This window comes from Streptomyces sp. NPDC051219 (genome assembly GCF_040682335.1).
In the GTDB taxonomy this organism is placed as follows: Bacteria; Actinomycetota; Actinomycetes; order Streptomycetales; family Streptomycetaceae; genus Streptomyces.
Genome location: NZ_JBFBAS010000009.1, coordinates 108,810 through 123,663 on the forward strand (window position 1 = coordinate 108,810; position 14,854 = coordinate 123,663).

Annotated in this window: 12 protein-coding genes and 1 pseudogene; 4 read left to right on the forward strand and 9 right to left on the reverse strand. The window is 68.4% G+C overall.

Features of this window, described 5'->3' with window-relative positions; all coding sequences use genetic code 11:
• Positions 1-23: 23 nt before the first annotated feature.
• The 3 genes and pseudogenes from AB0M62_RS13565 to AB0M62_RS13575 all read right to left on the reverse strand — a co-directional run.
• A complete protein-coding gene (locus AB0M62_RS13565; protein ID WP_366074334.1) occupies positions 24-1,448 on the reverse strand; it encodes an extracellular solute-binding protein in 1,425 nt (474 codons plus the stop codon).
• Positions 1,449-1,592: 144 nt separating this feature from the next.
• Complete coding sequence (locus AB0M62_RS13570) at positions 1,593-2,606, reverse strand: LacI family DNA-binding transcriptional regulator (protein WP_366074335.1); 1,014 nt, start codon at positions 2,604-2,606, stop codon at positions 1,593-1,595.
• A gap of 100 nt (positions 2,607-2,706) precedes the next feature.
• Positions 2,707-3,046 (reverse strand): annotated as a pseudogene (locus AB0M62_RS13575) (hypothetical protein); the annotation flags it as partial.
• Here AB0M62_RS13575 and AB0M62_RS13580 point away from each other — a divergent pair.
• From AB0M62_RS13580 to AB0M62_RS13590, 3 genes are all read left to right on the forward strand, one after another.
• A complete protein-coding gene (locus tag AB0M62_RS13580) occupies positions 2,991-3,116 on the forward strand; it encodes a hypothetical protein (RefSeq protein WP_366074336.1) in 126 nt (41 codons plus the stop codon). The pseudogene AB0M62_RS13575 and the gene AB0M62_RS13580 sit on opposite strands and share 56 nt — an antisense overlap.
• A gap of 397 nt (positions 3,117-3,513) precedes the next feature.
• Positions 3,514-5,085: a sensor histidine kinase gene (locus AB0M62_RS13585; protein ID WP_366074410.1), complete on the forward strand. Its 1,572-nt coding sequence runs from the start codon at positions 3,514-3,516 to the stop codon at positions 5,083-5,085.
• Between the two features lie 14 nt (positions 5,086-5,099).
• Positions 5,100-5,783 carry a response regulator gene (locus AB0M62_RS13590; protein ID WP_366074411.1) on the forward strand — a complete coding sequence of 228 codons (684 nt, stop codon included), beginning with the start codon at positions 5,100-5,102 and terminating at the stop codon, positions 5,781-5,783.
• Between the two features lie 58 nt (positions 5,784-5,841).
• On the opposite strand, the gene AB0M62_RS13595 is transcribed toward AB0M62_RS13590, so the two are convergent.
• From AB0M62_RS13595 to AB0M62_RS13605, 3 genes are all read right to left on the reverse strand, one after another.
• Positions 5,842-7,434 (reverse strand): cation acetate symporter, encoded by a 1,593-nt coding sequence (locus tag AB0M62_RS13595; protein ID WP_366074337.1) that lies wholly within the window; start codon positions 7,432-7,434, stop codon positions 5,842-5,844.
• Entirely contained in the window at positions 7,431-7,937 is a 507-nt protein-coding gene (locus AB0M62_RS13600; protein ID WP_366074338.1) for a DUF485 domain-containing protein, read from the reverse strand. The genes AB0M62_RS13595 and AB0M62_RS13600 overlap by 4 nt, the downstream gene beginning before the upstream one ends.
• A gap of 141 nt (positions 7,938-8,078) precedes the next feature.
• Entirely contained in the window at positions 8,079-10,199 is a 2,121-nt protein-coding gene (locus AB0M62_RS13605) for a DNA topoisomerase IV subunit B (RefSeq protein WP_366074339.1), read from the reverse strand.
• Between the two features lie 429 nt (positions 10,200-10,628).
• On the opposite strand from AB0M62_RS13605, the gene AB0M62_RS13610 reads away from it, so the two are divergent.
• A complete protein-coding gene (locus AB0M62_RS13610) occupies positions 10,629-10,859 on the forward strand; it encodes a hypothetical protein (protein WP_254371384.1) in 231 nt (76 codons plus the stop codon).
• Positions 10,860-10,986: 127 nt separating this feature from the next.
• On the opposite strand, the gene AB0M62_RS13615 is transcribed toward AB0M62_RS13610, so the two are convergent.
• The 3 genes from AB0M62_RS13615 to AB0M62_RS13625 all read right to left on the reverse strand — a co-directional run bounded on the left by AB0M62_RS13615 (position 10,987) and on the right by AB0M62_RS13625 (position 14,814).
• Positions 10,987-11,826: a serine protease gene (locus AB0M62_RS13615; protein WP_366074340.1), complete on the reverse strand. Its 840-nt coding sequence runs from the start codon at positions 11,824-11,826 to the stop codon at positions 10,987-10,989.
• Between the two features lie 133 nt (positions 11,827-11,959).
• Complete coding sequence (locus tag AB0M62_RS13620) at positions 11,960-13,519, reverse strand: RNA polymerase sigma factor (protein ID WP_366074341.1); 1,560 nt, start codon at positions 13,517-13,519, stop codon at positions 11,960-11,962.
• Positions 13,520-13,872: 353 nt separating this feature from the next.
• Complete coding sequence (locus tag AB0M62_RS13625; protein ID WP_366074342.1) at positions 13,873-14,814, reverse strand: FadR/GntR family transcriptional regulator; 942 nt, start codon at positions 14,812-14,814, stop codon at positions 13,873-13,875.
• Positions 14,815-14,854 lie beyond the last annotated feature (40 nt).

The window sequence follows — 14,854 nt, forward strand, 5'->3', positions numbered from 1 at the left end:
CCGGGACCGGCCCTCTGCCGCCTCTACTGGTTGGCCAGTACCTGGTTGACCTGCTTCTCGGCCTCGGCGAGCAGCTTGTCGGGATCGGCGTCCTTGTTGGTCAGCACACCCGACATCACGTTGTCGAGGACCTTGTAGACCTCCTGTGCCTTCGGCGGCTCGGCCTTTCCGGGCACGGGGTTGTCCATGAAGGCCTTGAAATTCTCGACCGGCATCGTGGCACTCGCGGACTTCAGGCTGTCGTCCCTGGTCTTGCTGGCACCGGTGAAGAATGCGGGCTGCGGCAGGCCGACGGGCAGGCCGTCCGCCTTGGAGCGGGCGTAGTCGAACTGGCCCTTGCCGACGGTCATGTTCTTGAAGCTCAGCCAGGCGACAGCGGCCTTGATCTTGTCCGGGGAGCTGCCTTTCTTGATCTTGTAGTCGTTGCCGCCGAAGAGCGTGGACCTGCCCCCGGGGATCGGGCCCATGCCGAAGTTCTCGTACTTGGCGCCCAGTTGCTGAACCATGTACGTGATGTCGTCCGGAGCGGCGAGGAACATTCCGAGTTTGTCGGACGCCATCTGCTTCTGCAGGTCGCCCCACTTCAGCAGCTGAGTCTTGCCCATGCTGCCGTCCTCCCAGCGCATGGCGTGCAGGTTCCGTACGATCTGCTTGCCCTGGGCGTTGTTGAAGGCGGCCTTGCTTCCGTCCGCGGTGACGATCGTGCCGCCGAGGCCGTACATGGTGGCGGTGTAGTGCCAGCCGCCGGTGTTGCCCGCGCTGTACTCGCCGAAGCCCGATATCCCCTTGCCCAGCCCCGCTATGGCCTTGGCGGCCGTGCGGACCTCTTCCCAGGTCCTCGGCGGCGAGTTCGGGTCGAGCCCGGCCTGTTCGAAGAGCTTGCGGTTGATCAGCAGGCCCATGGTGTAGTTGCTGGTGGGCAAACCGTAGAGCTTGCCGTCCTTCTTGAGGACGTTCAGCACATTGGGGTCGATGTCCGCGAGCGCGGGGACGGTCTTCGGGGTCACGTACGCCGTGATGTCCTCGGCGCCGTCATTGTCCAGCACCTGCTGCAGGTCGGTGAAGTAGGTGTAGAAGACGTCCGGTTGCGACTTCGCCTTCAGCATGGCGGTGAAGCGGGGCGGCTCCAGGCACTGACCCGGTGTCGACTTCCCCTCGATCCTGACGTTCGGGTACGTCTTGTTGAACTCCTTCACGTCCTCCTTCCACTGCTTCAGCTCCGCGGCCTTCGCCGTCGGCGGCATGCAGTCGACGGTGAGCGTGACCTTCGCCTTCGCGTCGAGCGGGGCGGCCGCGTCGGCCGGTCCGCCGCCGGCCGGCGCGTCCTGGCCGCCGCCGCTGCTGCTGGTGCCGCAGGCAGCGAGGGCGGTGAGGGCGAGCGCGGAGACGAGGGCGGCCGCGGGCGTGCGGAGGCTGCGGGAGGTGCGACGGAACCGGGTGCTTCTCATCGGTGGTCCCCTTCGGGCATGAGCGTGGAAGGCCCGCCACTGACAGGCAGCGGTGGCGCGGCACACTCAATCACCGGCGACAGATGAACGCAAGATGTCGCGCTGATTTCGTAAATGTTTGACAGATACTGCCGGTCCGCTGAACTACGGCTGACGCGGCGCTTGGGCCGTCGACCCCCGGACCACCAGTTCGGGCTCGAAGAGCAGCTCACCGGGCTGTACCGCACCGCCCTGGATCTGTGCGCTCAACAGCTCGACCGCGGCCCGCCCCATGGCCTCGATGGGCTGGCGGACCGTGGTCAGCGGCGGCTCGGTGCAGTTCATGAAGGCGGAGTCGTCGTATCCGACGACGGAAACGTCACGGGGAACGTCCAGCCCCCGCCGACGAGCCGCCCGTACCGCCCCGAGCGCCAGCGGATCGCTCGCACAGATGATTCCGGTGATGCCGCGCCCGAGCAGCCGGGACGCGGCCGCGTGGCCGCCCTCCAGGGAGAACAGAGCCCGCTCGACGTGCGCCTCGGGGAGTTCGGCGCCGGCCGCGGCCGCGGCGGTCCGGGCCGCTGCGAGCTTGCGCAGCGAGGGCACGTGGTCGGGCGGGCCGAGGACGAGCCCGATGCGCTCGTGGCCGAGCGATACGAGGTGGCGCCAGGCCTGCTCGACGGCGACGGCGTCGTCGCAGGAAACACAGGGGAAGTCGAGATTCTCGATGGCCGCGTTGATGAGGACGACCGGGACCTTGCGTTCGGACAGCTGCCGGTAGTGGTCGTGCGGCGCGTCCATCTGCGCGAACAGGCCGCCCGCGAATACGACTCCGGAGACCTGCTGCTGGAGCAGCAGCTCCACGTAGTCCGCCTCGGAGACGCCGCCCCTGGTCTGGGTGCACAGCACGGGCGTCAGACCCTGCTGCGCCAGCGCACCGCCGATCACCTCGGCGAACGCGGGGAAGATAGGGTTCTGCAGCTCCGGCAGGACAAGGCCGACCAGCCGGGCCCGCTCGCCGCGCAGCTGGGTCGGCCGCTCGTACCCGAGGACGTCAAGGGCCGTCAGAACGGACTGCCTGGTGCTCTCGGACACGCCCGGTTTGCCATTGAGCACCCGGCTGACCGTGGCCTCGCTGACTCCCACCTTCTTGGCCACCTGAGCAAGTCGTCGCGTCATGAACGCAAGACTAGCGCAAGTCTTGCAAATATCTTGCGGTAGCTAGGTGCCGTCCGGGGGCTTCCCGGACGGCACCGCGCCTTCCCAAGCCGCCCTCCTGGGGATTGATGTTGACCTTGAAGGTGCTGTCGCGTTTTTCACGTCCTGGGCGTTGTCGCTGAACTTCACAGCGTTGAAGTGACCTCACCGAGCGCCGGCCCCTGACCCGCCTCGGGCAGCTCGTTCGCCCAGAGCCCGAAGCCGGACGTGGCGTCGGAGGCGTCCCCGCTCTTGCGTGCCCCGGAGACGGTGATGTCGTTGAAGATCGTGTCCTTGATCGGGAACCGTGGCCGGCCTCTCACATAGTTCGTCCGGAACATCACGCCGCTGTACGTCGGATCGACGATGTCCACGTTGTTGAGCCGGATGCCCTGGAAGACCTTCGATGCTGAGAACACCCAGTTCTACGCGACCTGCTCCAGGCTGACGAAGTCGAAGGCGTACTTCGAGGAGTTGGCCGCGTCCTTCTGAAGCTTGATTTTGCTTTGCGGATTGCCGTCAGAGAGTGGCAAAGATCTGCCGATACGTCTGCAAATTCGACGGCGGCTCGCGGCTCTCCCTCCGGAAGCCTGCGGCCATGCCGCAGGGCTTGTAGCCCCCGCGCAGTCGGCGCAAATTCGGCGTAAGGAGTGCAAGCGGTTTGCGCTCTGTTGCGGAAGTTTCAGAAAGCGCCGTTCGGCCTCTACCGTTTGTAGACATGACCGCCGCACCGACCGAAGGCGGAAGCCTCGGCACCACGGGCAGCTCGGGAAACTCGCGCAGCACCGGCAGTTCGGGCTCAGGCAGTTCGGGCTCAGGCAGCTCCGGGAGAACGGCACGCGCCTGGCGCATCGGGTGGCCCCAGCGCGTTTTCTCGCACGTGCTGCTGATGCAGCTGGCCATCGCCGCCGGCGTTGCGGTGCTGGCCACCGGACTGTTCCTCGCGCCGCTCAGCGCGCAGCTCGACGACCAGGCGATGCGCCGCGCCCTTGCCATCGCGCAGACCACGGCCGCGCAGCCCGGACTCGCCGAACGGGTACTCGGTTCACGCCCGACGCCGGGGAACCCGGTACAGGCCGAGGCAGAGCGCATCAGGGTCGCCACCGGAGCCGAATACGTCGTGATCGTCGACCGGCGGGGCGTGCGCTGGTCGCACCCCAACATCCATGAGATAGGCCGGGTCGTATCCACCGACCCCAGCGAGCCACTGGCCGGCCGTGAGGTCATGGAGATCGACAGCGGTACGCTCGGCCGCTCCGCGCGCGGCAAGGTTCCCCTTCGGGACGCCTCGGACGGGATCGTGGGTGCCGTCTCAGTCGGCATCGAGTACAACAGCGTCCGCGACCGGCTGCTGGCCGCGATCCCTGGCTTGTTCGCCTACGCGGGAGGGGCGCTGGCAGTCGGCGCCATCGCTGCCTACCTGATCTCCCGTAGGATCCAGCGCCAGACTCACGACCTGGCCTTCTCCGATATCACCGCCCTGTTGACCGAGCGCGAGGCGATGCTGCACTCGATACGGGAGGGCGTTGTCGCGCTGGACGCCGGCGGCCGCGTACGGCTGATGAACGACGAAGCCCAGCGGCTGTTGGGGCTCGGCCCCGAAGCGACCGGCCGGCCCCTCGACGAGGTGCTCGGCGCCGGACGGACCACCGACGTGCTGGCGGGCCGGATCGCGGGCAAGGACCTGCTGACCGTCCGGGGCCGGCGTGTCCTGGTGACCAACCGGATGCCGACCGACGACGGCGGCGCCGTCGCCACCCTGCGCGACCGTACGGAGCTGGAGCAGCTGGGCCGCGAGCTGGACTCCACCCGGGGTCTGATCGACGCCCTGCGCGCCCAGGACCACGAGCACGCCAATCGGATGCACACCCTTCTCGGGCTGCTCGAGCTGGGGATGCACAAGGAGGCGGTGGAGTTCGTGACGGAGGTCGTGGGCGTCCACCGTGCCACGGCGGAGGAGGTCACCGAGAAGGTGCACGACCCGCTGCTGGCCGCACTGCTGGTCGGGAAGGCAACGGTCGCCGCGGAGCGCGCTGTATCACTGACCGTCGCGGAAGCCACCAGGCTGCCCGACCGGCTGGTGGACCCACGCGGTCTGGTCACCATCGTCGGCAATCTCGTCGACAACGCGCTGGACGCCTCGGCAGGCTCGGCGGATGCCCGGGTCGAGGTCGAACTGCGAGCCGAGGGGCGCACTGCCGTACTCCGGGTGTCCGACACCGGGCCCGGCATCCCCGAGGACCAGCGCGAGTTGATCTTCACCGAGGGCTGGTCCACCAAGGAGGTCCCCGCGCACGGCAAGCGCGGGCTCGGCCTCGCCATGGTGCGCCGACTGGCGGAACGGCAGGGCGGCAGTGTGCGGGTCTCCGCCGGCGTGGACGGAGGCGCGGAATTCTCGGTGGTACTGCCCGAGGCGCTGACCGATGCCGGTCTGGCCGCGGCGGCCGGGGGCGCACCATGATCGGTGTGAGCCGTGTGATCGAGGTACTGGTCGTGGACGATGACAAGCGGGTTGCTCAGATCAACGCCGCGTATGTCGAGAAGGTTCCGGGCTTCCGGGTCGCCGGGCAGGCGTACTCCGCGGCCGAGGCGCTCGCCGTCATCGAGCGGGTCCCCGTCGATCTGGTCCTGCTGGACCACTACCTCCCGGACGAGAACGGACTCGCGCTCGTCCGGAGGCTGCACCGGCTCGGACATCACACCGACGTGATCATGGTGACCGCGGCCCGCGATGTCGCCACCGTCCGGTCGGCCATGCGTCACGGAGCACTCCAGTACCTGGTGAAGCCGTTCGCCTTCGCGGCGCTGCGGGCCAAACTCGAGGCGTACGCCGCGCTGCGCCGCGCCCTGGACGAGGGCGGCGAGGCCGAACAGGACCAGGTGGACCGGATCTTCGGGGTTCTCGCGACGGCCCAGACAGGCCCCGCCGAGCTGCCGAAGGGGCACTCCCCCACCACTGCGGAGGTGGTTCGCCAGGTGCTGTTGAGCGCCGAAGGCCCGCTCTCGACGCAGCAGATCGCCGAGAGGGCAGGGCTGAGCCGGCAGACGGCCCAGCGCTATCTCAAGCTGCTGGAGCGATCCGGACTGGTCCGGCTCGGACTGAGGTACGGCGAGACGGGCCGCCCGGAGCACCGCTACACCTGGGCGGCCGGCCTCTGAATGTGTTGATCACGATGTGTTGAACACGACCGGCGGCAACGCTTGGTGATCGATACACCTAGACCGCCCCGGCCCCCGTCAGCGAACGGACCTCGGTTTCCGCGTGTCTGGCCCTGTCCGGCATCTCGGGCGAGGTGACCGTGCCGATCCAGCCGGCCAGGAAACCGAGCGGGATGGAGACCAGGCCCGGGTTCTGCAGGGGGAACACATGGAAGTCGACGCCGGGGAACAGGGCGTCCGCACTGCCCGACACCACGGGCGAGAACAGCACCAGCAGCACCGCCGGCGCGAGTCCCCCGTACACCGACCAGACAGCACCGCGCGTGGTGAAGGCCCGCCAGAACAACGAGTAGAGCAGCACCGGCAGATTCGCCGAGGCCGCGACGGCGAAGGCGAGACCGACCAGGAACGCCACGTTGAGGTCCTGGGCTAGCAGGCCGAGTCCGATGGCGGCCGCTCCGACACCCACCGCCGCCACCCTCGCGACCGTAACCTCGCTGTACTGCCTGGCATGGCGGCGCCGGAGTGAGGCGTAGAGGTCGTGCGCGACGGAGGCTGAGGAGGCGAGCGTGATTCCGGCGACGACAGCCAGGATCGTGGCGAAGGCGATCGCGGCCACCACGGCGAAGAGAACCGTTCCTCCGGTGGAACCCGCACCACCGCCCAGATCCAGCGCGAGCAGCGGAACCGCCGTATTCCCCGCCGCGTTGGAGGCCCTTACCTCGTCCGGGCCGACCACCGCGGCCGCGCCGAACCCGAGCACGATCGTCATCAGGTAGAAGCTGCCGATGAGTCCGATGGCCCAGACGACCGAGCGGCGGGCGGCACGGGCGGTCGGCACGGTGTAGAAGCGCGACAGGATGTGCGGCAGGCCGGCCGTACCGAGTACGAGCGCGAGCGCGAGGCTGACGAAGTCGAACCGCGCCGTCCAGTCACCGCCGTACTTGAGGCCGGGGGCCAGGAAGTCCTTGCCGTGCCCGCTGCGGTCCGCTGCGGAGTTGAGGAGCTGGTTGAAGTCGCCGTGAAAGCGGACCAGCACGAGCACGGTGAGCGCGATCGCGCCGCCCATCAGCAGTACGGCTTTGACGATCTGGATCCATGTGGTGGCGCGCATACCGCCGAAGGACACGTAGATCACCATCAGCGCACCCACCCCGATGACGGTCCAGGTGCGGGCGGCTTCGCCGGTTCCGCCCAGCAGCAGCGCCACCAGACTGCCCGCGCCGACCATCTGGGCGACCAGGTAGAGCACGGAGACGGTGACGGAGGAGGTGCCGGCGGCGATCCTCACCGGACGCTCGGTCATCCGGGCGGCAACCACGTCGGCGAGGGTGAACCGGCCGCAGTTGCGCACCAGTTCGGCCACGAGCATCAGGACCACGAGCCATGCGACGAGGAAGCCCACGGAGTACAGCAGGCCGTCGTATCCGAAGAGGGCGATCAGGCCGGAGATGCCGAGGAAGGAGGCGGCGGACATGTAGTCGCCGGCGATGGCGAAACCGTTCTCCATGGGGGAGAACAGCCGTCCTCCCGCATAGAACTCCTCTGCGGAACCCCGCCGGTTGCGGCTCACCCAGGTCGTGATCGCCAGTGTGACGGCGATGAACGCGCTGAACAGCAGCAGAGCGAGGGTCTGGTGGTCGCTGCTCAACGCCCGGTCCCCCGCGTCAGCCGCTGGGCCCGCTGCTCCTCGAACACCGTCCAGCGCAGGTCGAGCGCGGCCCGGTCGCGGCGCAGCCGCGCGTGCCGTGCGTACGCCCAGGTGAGCAGGAAGGTGGAGAGGAACTGCCCAAGACCGGCGAGCATGGCGACGTTGACAGCCCCCGCGACGGGACGCGCCATCAGTGCCGGTGCGGTGGTCGCGGCGACGACGTATGCCACGTACCAGGTGAAGAAGGTGAGGGCCGCGGGGACGACGAACCTGCGGTAGCGGCTGCGCACCTCCTGGAAGGCCGCGCTGCGCTGCACTTCCAGGTAGATGTCGGCCGTGCCGTGGCCCCGGTCCGGGCCGGTGGGGACGAGCGGCGCCGCCGGCGCGGCTGCGCTCGTGGGAGCGCCCGCACCGTCCACTTCGCCCCAGCCGGACGCAAGCGCGTCGTACCAGGGGTCGTCCAACCGGATCGTTCCGGCATCACGCCCTTCGTGCTTCTCCACCGCGCTCTCCTTGCCCGCAGCCGCGCTGGCCGCGTGCCCAAGGATGTGCAGAACGGGAAGATCCCGGACTCTTCTCTCCCCGCTCTTCACCCCATCAGGTGATGGATCCGCCCGAACCGGGTGCGAGAGCGTGCCGCGCGGTCATGCGTCGATACGCGAGCGGTCCAGGGTCGCGGCCGAGCTGGTGATGAACTCCTTGCGGGGTGCGACCTCGTTTCCCATGAGCAGGTCGAAGACCTGCTCGGCCGAGTCCAGGTCGCCGATGTTGATACGCCGGAGGGTGCGGTGCCGCGGGTCCATCGTGGTCTCCGCCAGCTGGTCCGCGTCCATCTCGCCCAGGCCCTTGTAGCGCTGGATGGAGTCCTTGAAGCGCACCCCCTTGCGCTGGAACTCCAGCAGCGTGCTGCGGAGCTCGTTGTCCGAGTACGTGTAGACGTACTTGTCCTGGCCCTTCTTGGGCTGGACCAGCTCGATGCGGTGCAGCGGCGGCACGGCGGCGAATACGCGGCCCGCCTCGACCATGGGCCGCATGTAGCGCTGGAAGAGCGTGAGCAGCAGGCAGCGGATGTGCGCGCCGTCCACATCGGCGTCGACCAGGAGCACGATCTTGCCGTAGCGGGCGGCGTCGATGTCGAAGGTCCGGCCCGAGCCCGCTCCTATGACCTGGATGATCGCGCCGCACTCGGTGTTCTTGAGCATGTCCGACACGGAGGACTTCTGGACGTTGAGAATCTTGCCGCGGATGGGCAGCAGCGCCTGGAATTCGGAGTTCCGGGCGAGCTTCGCCGTACCCAGCGCCGAGTCGCCCTCGACGATGAACAGCTCGCTGCGGTCCACATCGTCGCTGCGGCAGTCGGCCAGCTTCGCGGGCAGCGAGGAGGACTCCAGCGCGGTCTTGCGGCGCTGCGCCTCCTTGTGCTGGCGGGCCGCGATCCGGGTACGGGCGGCCGCGACGATCTTCTCCATGACCGCGCGGGCCTGCTGCTTGTCGTCCCGCCTGGTGGAGGTCAGGAACGCCTTCAGCTCCTTGGCGACGACGTTGGCGACGATGCGCGTGGCCGCCGAGGTGCCGAGGACCTCCTTGGTCTGCCCTTCGAACTGCGGCTCGGCCAGTCGTACGGTCACGACCGCGGTGAGCCCCTCCATGGCGTCGTCCTTGACGACGTCGTCCTCGGCGACGCGCAGCAGCTTGGCGGAGCGCAGCACCTCGTTGACGGTCCTGGTGATGGACCGCTCGAAGCCCGAGACGTGCGTGCCGCCCTTAGGGGTGGCGATGATGTTGACGAAGGACTTGACCTGCGAGTCGTACGCGGTGCCCCAGCGCAGCGCGATGTCCACGCCGAGCTCCCGGGTGACCTCGGCCGGGGTCATGTGGCCGCGGTCGTCCAGGACCGGGACGGTCTCCTTGAAGGTGCCCTGACCGGTGAGCCGGAGCACGTCACAGACGGCCTTGTCCTGCGCGAGGTACTCACAGAATTCGCTGATGCCGCCGTCGAAACGGAAGGTCTCCTCGGTCTTGCCGGCCCCGTCGATGCCGCGCTCGTCGCGGACCACGATGGTCAGTCCGGGCACCAGGAACGCGGTCTGCCGGGCGCGCTGGTACAGCGTGTCCAGGGAGAGCTTGGCGTCCTTGAGGAAGATCTGCCGGTCGGCCCAGTAGCGCACGCGCGTGCCGGTCCGGTTCTTGGGGACGCGCTTGCCCTTGCGCAGCCCGTTCGCCGGGTCGAAGGGCGCGTCGGGGCCCTGCTCGGTGAAGATGCCGGGCACCCCGCGGCGGAAGCTGATCGAGTGCGTGGCGCTGTTGCGGTCGACCTCGACGTCCAGCCGGGCGGAGAGGGCGTTGACCACGGAGGCGCCCACACCGTGCAGGCCGCCGGAGGCCGCGTAGGAGCCGCCGCCGAACTTGCCGCCGGCGTGCAGCTTGGTCATGACGACCTCGATGCCGGAGAGCCCGGTCTTCGGCTCGACGTCGACCGGGATGCCCCGGCCGTTGTCCCTGACCTCCACGGAGGCGTCCTCGTGCAGGATGACCTCGATGTGGTCGCAGTAGCCTCCCAGGGCCTCGTCGACGGAGTTGTCGATGATCTCCCAGAGACAGTGGAGCAGCCCTCGGCTGTCGGTGGACCCGATATACATGCCGGGGCGCTTACGGACCGCCTCGAGGCCCTCGAGGACGAGAAGGTGCCGCGCGGTGTAGTTGGAGCCGTCACGGTCTGCTCCGGTCAGCAGCGCAGTGGAAGGCACGGACGTGTCGGCGGTCACGCAGTTCGCTCCTCGCTGAATTTCTTTTTGGCCCGGTCGGGCCCAGGGATGGCTGAGTCGCCCGTCAGAGGGTACCGAGGCCTGGTAGAGCCGATGTAACGCCACCCTCGTGAACCCTCAGAGTAGTCCAGAGTCGTATAAATGTTCGATCCCTCGGTGGAGTGAAGCAAACATCACGTTCCCTTCGACGCATGAACCATTTAGGCTCCGGGCACGTCCTCATGAACAACCGGCAAGCCGGCCGGGAGGAAGACCGAGACAAGCAATGCGAAACCGTAGAGCTACGCGATACGGCCCATTCGCCGCCAACCGGCAGCAGACAGCCTTCTCGGAAGGAAGTTTCGAGGAAAAGCCGAGAGCGGGAACGTTTTCGGCCTGGTTGGATGTTGACCCTGGTACGACAGCTCGTCGAGCTAGAGAAGAGGCGACGTGACTACTGTTCTGACCCCCGCGAGCCCCCTGACGGCCGCTGACCGATGCGACCGTTGCGGAGCCCAGGCATACCTGCGTGTCGTCCTGATGAGCGGCGGTGAACTGCTCTTCTGCGCCCACCACGGTCGCAAGTTCGAGCCGGAACTCAAGAAGATCGCCGCTGAGATACAGGATGAGACTGAGCGGCTTACTGCTGCCCCGGCCTCCGCCGACGAAGAGGAACACTGAGACCTCGCACCACGACGAGCCAGTACCGGTTCCGGACCGGGCTACGGGCGGCGCTCCCTGCGTGCCAGGGAGGCCGCCCGTTCTGGTTCGCCGTAAGAGGCGCGAGGATGGCCCTGAGGGACCCTGATCAGCCCTGCGCCGCCACTGCTGCCACTACGGCCGCCAGCGGCGCGATCCGCGTGTAGACGCCCGGGCTGTCGCTCCGGCCGCAGCCGCGGCCCCAGGAGACCAGGCCGATCAGCCGGCCCCGCGCCACCAGCGGTCCGCCGCTGTCCCCCTGGCAGGCATCCCTGCCGCCCTGTGGATCACCGGCGCACAACATCGATGCCGGGAGGTACTTGCCATTGGCGTCCCCCGGGTACGCCGCCGCGCACACTTCGTCCGGGAAGACACTGACCTCGGCGGAGCGGAGCGCGTCGGCGTAGTTGCCGGCTCCTGTCATATCCCCCCAGCCGTAGACGACCGCTCCCGGACCCGGTGCGTACGCCGGATCTCCCGGCCCCGCCATCGGCAGTACGTCAGTGGCAGGCACCGCCTCGGAGAGCGTCAGCACAGCAAGATCACCGGCGTTCGAGGCAGTGTCGTACGCCGGATTGATCCAGGAACCGCTCACCGGGATCTCGCGTCCGGCGGCCGCGAGAAGTTCTACCCTGCCCACGACGACCTTCAGGTCGCGGACCGCGGTGAGGGGCACGCCGAGTGCCTCCTGACTCAGGCAGTGGGCAGCGGTCAGCACCTTCGTGGGAGCAACCATCACGCCCCCGCAGAACTGTCCGGCTCTGATACCTCCGAACCGGTCACGGCTGGAGAGGGCAACGGCCCAAGGGCTCTCATTCAGGCTCACCGGCCCGCCGCCGATGACGACTCCGTCAGCGGCGGCCGGAGCGGCGGAGATCAGCGGAAAGCCGACCGCCCCCGCCAGCATGGCCAGGGCACCCGTGAGGGCTCGGGCAATGGGACGACGCATACGGCCTCCTGACTCTGTGTGTGCATTGCTCACCCAGAGTCGACCGCGCCGCCGTCGGGCGCACCTGCGAACACCGAGGGCCCGGAGTCTCGCGCACGAGACTCCGGGCCCTCGGTGGAACTTCCGTGACGACCTAATCGAGGTAGTCGCGCAGCACCTGGGAGCGCGACGGGTGGCGCAGCTTCGACATCGTCTTGGACTCGATCTGGCGGATGCGCTCACGCGTCACGCCGTAGACCTTGCCGATCTCGTCCAGCGTCTTCGGCTGGCCGTCGGTGAGGCCGAAGCGCATCGAGACGACGCCCGCCTCACGCTCGGACAGGGTGTCCAGAACCGAGTGCAGCTGCTCCTGGAGGAGCGTGAAGCTGACCGCGTCGGCCGGCACGACCGCCTCGGAGTCCTCGATGAGGTCGCCGAACTCGCTGTCGCCGTCCTCGCCGAGCGGGGTGTGCAGCGAGATGGGCTCGCGGCCGTACTTCTGGACCTCGATGACCTTCTCCGGGGTCATGTCGAGCTCCTTGGCCAGCTCCTCCGGGGTGGGCTCACGGCCCAGGTCCTGGAGCATCTGGCGCTGGACGCGCGCGAGCTTGTTGATGACCTCGACCATGTGCACCGGGATACGGATGGTGCGGGCCTGGTCGGCCATGGCGCGGGTGATCGCCTGGCGGATCCACCAGGTGGCGTACGTGGAGAACTTGTAGCCCTTGGTGTAGTCGAACTTCTCGACCGCGCGGATCAGGCCCAGGTTGCCCTCCTGGATCAGGTCCAGGAAGAGCATGCCGCGGCCCGTGTAGCGCTTGGCCAGCGAAACCACGAGCCGGAGGTTGGCCTCGAGCAGGTGGTTCTTGGCGCGGCGGCCGTCCTCGGCGATGATCTCCAGCTCACGCTTGAGCTTCGGCGCGAGCTTGTCGGAGTTCGCCAGCTTGTCCTCGGCGAAGAGGCCGGCCTCGATGCGCTTGGCGAGCTCGACCTCCTGCTCAGCGTTGAGCAGGGGGACCTTGCCGATCTGCTTGAGGTAGTCCTTGACCGGGTCGGCGGTGGCGCCCGCGACGGCGACCTGCTGCGCCGGAGCGTCGTCCTCGTCGTCGTCGGAGAGGACGAAGCCCTTGTTCTCGCCGCCCTCTTCCTCCTCCTCGGCGCCCGCCTTGCCGGTGCCCGGGGTCTCCTCGACGGGCTCCTCGTCCGGGATCTCGTCGTCCTTCTTGGCGGCGGTCTTCTTGGCCGCCGTCTTCTTGGCCGCCGTCTTCTTCGCGGGCGCGGCCTTCTTCGCCGCCACCTTCTTGGCAGCAGCCTTCTTCGCGGGCGCGGCAGCGGCCTCGTCCTCCGGGGCGTCCACCGTCTCGTCCAGCTCCGGGGCTGCGGTCGCGGCCACGGTCTTGGCCGCGGCCGTCTTGGCCGGAACGGTCTTCGTAGCGGTGCGCTTGGCGGGGCTCTTCGCTGCGACGCTCTTCCGGGTGCGCTTGGGCGACTCCGCGGCACTGACCATCAGCGTCACACCCTCTTCCTCGAGGATCTGGTTGAGGCTGCGCAGAACATTCTTCCACTGGGTTGGCGGAATCTGGTCAGCCTCGAAGGCCCGACGCACGTCATCGCCGGCGATCTGCCCATCAGCCTTTCCCCGCTCGATGAGCGCCATGACAGACTCGGACTCGGCGATCTCCGGCGGGAGCGTACGGGATGTGCTGGCCGACACGAACAACCTCTCGGAACGATGGAAACGGCTTCCGGCCCCGTCCTCTGCTGGACCGGAGCCGACGACCGCCGACTGGGAATGGGCCGACGGCGCGGGCTGTGGCCGCGGAGCTGCACAGCGCCTTGAACGGCTGCTGTACTCCCTCCTCGGCCATCACCTCTTAGGTCATCGCGCCACTGCGCGCAGCGTTACGCCCAATCTGCGTGGCCCGAGTCACACCCCGTAAGCAATCAAAGCGGCAAATACGAGGATAGACCCCCCACAACCGTGTCGCCGGACCCCTGCGGGGCCCGGCGACACGGTTCGTCTACGCGGTACTGCCGCCAGGTACGCGACCTGGCCGTGCCTGCCGGTCAGTGCTCGCGCGGTGCGGGCACCACGCGCTCCACCTCCGGGTGGACGGTGAGCAGCTGGCGCATCGCGGATTCGGCCCCCTGGGCGTCTCCTGACGCGAGCGCGTCAGCGATCCGGGAGTGGTGGGCGACCGAGGTCTCACTGGGGCGGTCGCAGGCCGTGACAGGGCTGCCGGAGACGTGGAGGGCGGCGGAGACGATCCCGGAGAGGTGCTCGAGCATGCGGTTGCCCGCGACCTGGATCAGCAGCGAATGGAATTCGGCATCGGCCCGCGCGAAGGTGACCGAGTCGGCCTGCGCCAGGGCGTGGCCCATGATCTCGACCATGTCGGTGAGACGCTGCTGGATGTCCTGGCGGCCGTGTCCGGCGGCGAGGCGGGCCGCGAGCGGCTCGATGGTCCAGCGCAGCTCGTTCAGCTCACGGCGCTGATCGTCGCGCTGCGGCCCGAATGCCCGCCATTCGATGATGTCCGGGTCCAGCAGGTTCCAGTCACTGACCGGACGCACTCGGGTCCCGACGTTGGGGCGGGCGCTGACGAGGCCCTTGGCCTCGAGGACGCGAAGGGACTCGCGTACGACGGTGCGGGAGACCTCGAAGCGCTGGCCGATCTCTTCGGGAACGAGCGGACGGTCCGCGCCGAGGTCGCCTGAGACGATCATCTGGCCCAGCTGCTGGACGAGTTGGCCGTGCAGTCCGCGGCCGCGGCTACCCGCCGCGCGCCGGCCCACCCGGCCCAACTCCACATCCGCGCCGTCCCAGTGGGGGGCACCGACGCGGTCGGGGCCGGACGCCTCCGCGTAGGGGTAGCGGTCGAGATCGCCCGGGCCGACAAGGCCTGTGTCTGCGTGACGGGCGGCGGTCATCATGGTGTGCGCAAGGGTACTCACGCATCCTTTGTCGGCGTGGCTCCGGCCCCCCTTGAGGTCTTTGGTGAAAAGCACACGAAAGGGTGATCGCAGCCACCCCCACAATTGACGCCTT